General features: G+C 73.7%; 5 protein-coding genes. All 5 read left to right on the top strand.

Annotated features, from left to right (window positions below; translation table 11 throughout):
- Positions 1-461 (top strand): isoprenylcysteine carboxyl methyltransferase family protein (locus tag D7V93_RS39105; RefSeq protein WP_120648149.1); only part of this gene is annotated, 461 nt, incomplete at its 5' end.
- The gene (locus D7V93_RS39100; RefSeq protein ID WP_120648148.1) at positions 454-741 is read left to right on the top strand and encodes an acyl carrier protein; all 288 of its coding nucleotides are present in this window, start codon (positions 454-456) and stop codon (positions 739-741) included. The genes D7V93_RS39105 and D7V93_RS39100, both read left to right, overlap by 8 nt.
- Positions 738-2,492, top strand: a complete 1,755-nt coding sequence (locus D7V93_RS39095; RefSeq protein WP_120648147.1) for a fatty acyl-AMP ligase — start codon at positions 738-740, stop codon at positions 2,490-2,492. The genes D7V93_RS39100 and D7V93_RS39095 overlap by 4 nt, the downstream gene beginning before the upstream one ends.
- Positions 2,493-2,505: 13 nt before the next feature.
- The gene (locus tag D7V93_RS39090; RefSeq protein WP_120648146.1) at positions 2,506-3,603 is read left to right on the top strand and encodes an NAD(P)/FAD-dependent oxidoreductase; all 1,098 of its coding nucleotides are present in this window, start codon (positions 2,506-2,508) and stop codon (positions 3,601-3,603) included.
- A gap of 126 nt (positions 3,604-3,729) precedes the next feature.
- Positions 3,730-4,266, top strand: a 537-nt coding sequence (locus tag D7V93_RS39085) for a gamma-glutamylcyclotransferase family protein (RefSeq protein ID WP_120648145.1), incomplete at its 3' end; no start/stop codon positions are given.

Here is a 4,266-nt window from a genome sequence, read left to right as displayed (position 1 = left end):
GGGTGGAGACGGGGCAGGGGCACTACCGGTTCATGGTGGTGTTCCACACGCTGTTCCTCTTGGCGTGCGTGGCGGAGGTGTTCGTCCTGCACCGGCCCTTCTGGGGCGCGTGGAGCGTGGCGGCACTCGTCGGCGCGCTCATCGCGCAGGGGTTGAGGTACTGGGCCATCGGCACGCTGGGCGACCGGTGGAACTCGCGCATCATCGTGGTGCCGGGGCTGGCGCCGGTGACGGGCGGGCCGTACCGCTTCCTGCGGCATCCGAACTACGTGGCGGTGGTGCTGGAGCTGTTGTGTGTGCCGCTCATCCACGGAGCGTGGGTGACGGCGGTGGTCTTCACGGTGGGCAACGCGATCCTGCTCTTCGTGCGCATCCGCGCGGAGGAGGCGGCGCTCGGCGCGATGTATTCCGAGGCGTTCGCCGACCGTCCCCGCTTCATTCCGGAGGTACGCCGTGGCTGACACCGTGACGGAGGCGATGGCGGAGATCCGCCGCATCGCCCGCGAGGAGCTGGAGTTCGAGGGCGGGGTGGAGCCCTCGCACGACCTGCTGCGCGACCTGCACCTGGACAGCCTGGGGCTGACGGTGCTCGCGGTGGGCCTGGAGAACCGCTTCCGCGTGCTGCTGTCGGAGGAGGACGCGCAGGGCGTGCGCACGGTGGAGGACCTGGCGCGGCTGGTGGCCGCGCGGGTCGCGGCGATGGAGCAGAAGTCGACGCCGGAAGCGGGAGCGCACCCGTGAAGGGACCGCCGCTGCCCGCGCTGAAGCACGCCACGGTGAACGCGATGCTGAAGGCGACGTCGCACACGTCGCTCGGGCTCGTGTTCGTGGATGCCTCCGAGCGCGAGACGTCGTTGCCCTGGGCCCAGGTGTACCGGCGCGCGAAGCGTGCGGCGGCGGGGCTCGCACGGCTGGGCGTGAGGCCGGGGGACCGCGTGGCCATCCTGCTGCCCACGTCGCCCGCGTTCATGGACGCCTACTTCGGCGCGCTGCTGGCGGGCGCGGTGCCGGTGCCGCTGTATCCGCCGGTGCGGCTGGGCCGGCTGGACGAGTACCACCGCACGACGTCGCGCATGCTCCAGGTGACGGGCGCGAGCGTGGTGCTGACGGACACGCGCGTGCGGCTGTTGTTGGGGCCCAGCGTGGAGCAGGCCCGGCCCCGGCTGGGCTGCCACACCGTGGACGCGGTGATGCACGGGGATGACGACCTGGAGGTGGAGGTGGACCCCGATGCGCTGGGGCTCATCCAGTTCTCGTCCGGGTCCACGATGGATCCGAAGCCGGTGGCGCTGACGCAAGGAGCGCTCGTGGCGCAGGTGGCAGCGCTCGAGGCGGCGATGCCGTTGGCCGCGGGCGTGACGCCGGTGGGCGTGAGCTGGCTGCCGCTGTACCACGACATGGGGCTCATCGGCTGCGTGCTCTCCGCGCTGTACTACCCGGGCAGCCTGGTGCTGATTCCGCCGGAGACGTTCCTGGTGAAGCCGGCGCTGTGGCTGCGCGCGCTGTCGCGGCACCGGGGCTTCGTGTCCCCGGCGCCGAACTTCGCCTATGGGCTGTGCCTGAAGCGGGTGAAGGACGCGGACATGCAGGGCGTGGACCTGTCGGGGTGGCTGCACGCGCTCAACGGCGCGGAGCCGGTGTCCGCGGACACGCTGCGCCGCTTCGCGGAGCGGTTCGAGCAGTGGGGCTTCTCCGCGCGAGCGCTGCGGCCGGTGTACGGGCTGTCGGAGGCGTCGCTCGCGGTGACGTTCCCACCCGCGGGCCGGGGACCACGCGAGCTGGGCGTGGATCCGAACGTGCTGGCGCGCGAGGGACAGGTGCGTGACGGGACGCGGACGCTGGTGAGCGTGGGCGCGCCGGTCGCGGGCTTCGAGGTGCAGGTGCGCGGCGAGGACGGCGCGGAGCTGCTGGAGGGCCGGGTGGGACGCGTGTTCGCGAAGGGGCCGTCGGTGATGCGCGGCTACTTCGAGGACGCGGAGGCGACGGGGCGCGCGCTGACGGGCGATGGATGGCTCGACACGGGCGACCTGGGCTTCGGCGCGGACGGGGAGCTGTACCTGACGGGCCGCGCGAAGGACCTGGTCATCATCCGGGGCGCGAACCACGCGCCGCAGGCCTTCGAGGAGCCGCTGGGCGCGGTGGAGGGCGTGCGCACGGGCTGCGCGGTGGCGCTGGGCTTCACGCCCGAGGGCAGCGAGGACGAAGCGCTGCTCATCCTCGCCGAGCGCGCGGCGCCGGGGAACGAGGCGTCGCTGGAGGCGGACATCCGCGCGGCGGTGGTGGAGGCGACGGGCGTGCAGCCGCACACGGTGCGCATCCTGGAGCCGGGCACCCTGCCGCGCACCTCCAGCGGCAAGCTGCGCAGGGGCGAAGCGCTGCGGCGCTACCTGGCGGGAGAGCTGACGGCGCCGAAGAAGGTGGGCGCGGTGGGGCTCGCGGTGGAGATGGCGAAGAGCGCGCTCGCGATGGTGCGCGCGGAGCACGACTCGTGATGAGGCAGGGCGGGTGAGACGTCACGACGTGGTCGTGGTCGGCGGTGGCCCGGCGGGGCTCGCGGTGGCCATCTCCGCGGCCAAACGCGGGCTGGACACGGTGGTGCTGGAGCGGTCGTCTACACCCGTAGACAAGGCATGTGGTGAGGGCCTGATGCCCTCGGGGCTGGAGGCGCTGGAGCGGCTGGGCGCGCTCGCGCACCTGGACCGGCGTGAGAGCTCGCCCTTCGTGGGCATCCGCTACGTTCAGGAGGACGGCAGCTCGGCGGAAGGGAAGTTGCCGGCGCCCGGCGGCCTGGGCGTGCGCAGGCTGGCCCTGTCCTCGGCGCTCGTCTCCCGGGCGAGAGAAGTGGGCGTGGACCTGCGCGAACACACGCAGGTCGTGTCGCATCAGCGCACGGACACAGGGGTGACGCTGGAGACGCCCACGGGGCCGGTGGAGGCCCGGTTCCTGGTGGCGGCGGACGGGCTGGCTTCGCCGCTGCGCCGCGCGGAGGGCCTGGACGTGGTCCGCGAAGGCCCTCGTCGCTTCGGCCTGCGGCGACACTTCCGCCGCGTGCCGTGGACGCCCTACGTGGAGGTGCACTTCGCCTCTGGCGTCGAGGCCTACGTGACGCCCGCCGGAGCGGAGCGCGTGGGCATTGCGTTCCTGTGGGAGGCCGGCACCGTGACGGAGCGCGTGGGCTTCGACGCGTTGCTGGCGCGCTTCCCGAAGCTCGCGGAGCAGCTCGCGGGCGTGGAGCCTGACTCGCAGGTGCGCGGCGCGGGTCCCCTGGCACGCGTGGCGCGGACGCGGGTGGCGGACCGCTTCGCACTCGTGGGAGACGCGGCGGGCTACGTGGACGCGGTGACGGGCGAGGGACTCACCCTGGCCTTCGCCTGCGCGGAGTCCCTGGGCGCGTTGCTCCCGGACGCGCTCGCGAAGGGCGCGGGCCGCGACACCCTGCTGCCCTACGAGCGCACCTTCCAGCAGGTGTTCCGCAAGTACTCCTGGACGACGCACGGCCTGCTGATGCTCACGAGGCGCCCGCGCCTGCGAAGGTCCGTGGTGCGCCTGCTCGGCCGCGCCCCGTGGCTCTTCGAGCGCATCCTCGCCGCCGTCGTGACGTGACCCCCGGGCGCGAGTCACCGCACGTCCGGGAAAGGTCGGAGCCACCCGGAACCCACTTCGTGGATCCACACCGCGCGCACCGCCCGGCCCTTGTCCCACCGCCGCGCGCCGGGGACACTCCGGCCCATGGCACCTGGCCCCGCGGCTTCGCGTCCCTGGTTCGCGTTCTCCCTCGACCTGGCCCCGGCCGCGGCGAGCCGGCACCTGCACGGCCTGCCCCCCGTGCCCGACTTCCCCGAAGGCGAGCTCGCCGAGGCCCTGGACGTGGATGTCGTCTATGACGTCCACGTGCCCAACTGGAGCGGCCGCGTGGCCCGCCTCGTGGATGCCCCCGGACACCGCGTCGTCGGCCGGCTGCGCCCCGTGGCCTCCGAGTCCTGGCCCGTCCTGGCCCGCCTGGAGACCGCCCTCGCCCTGGCCACCGAGGAGCGCCCCGTGCAGGTGCGCACCGCCTCCGGCACCGTGGTGGACGCCCTCGCCTTCACTCCCAGTGCCCGCGACACCTCCACCCAGGGGCCGGTCAGCGAAGCCTTCCTCATCACCCTCGCCGTCGCCGCCGAGCGCGCCCGCCTGCCTGCCGACGTCGTCGAAAAGCTCCAGGCCGAGGCCCGCATCGTCCACGCCGTCCAGCACGCCCGCCCCGACGGCCACCGCCCTCCGGCC

It is taken from the genome of Corallococcus llansteffanensis (assembly GCF_003612055.1).
GTDB lineage: Bacteria > Myxococcota > Myxococcia > Myxococcales > Myxococcaceae > Corallococcus > Corallococcus llansteffanensis.
The sequence above is the reverse complement of the archived record's forward strand: the minus strand, read 5'-3'. Positions and strand labels throughout refer to the sequence as shown.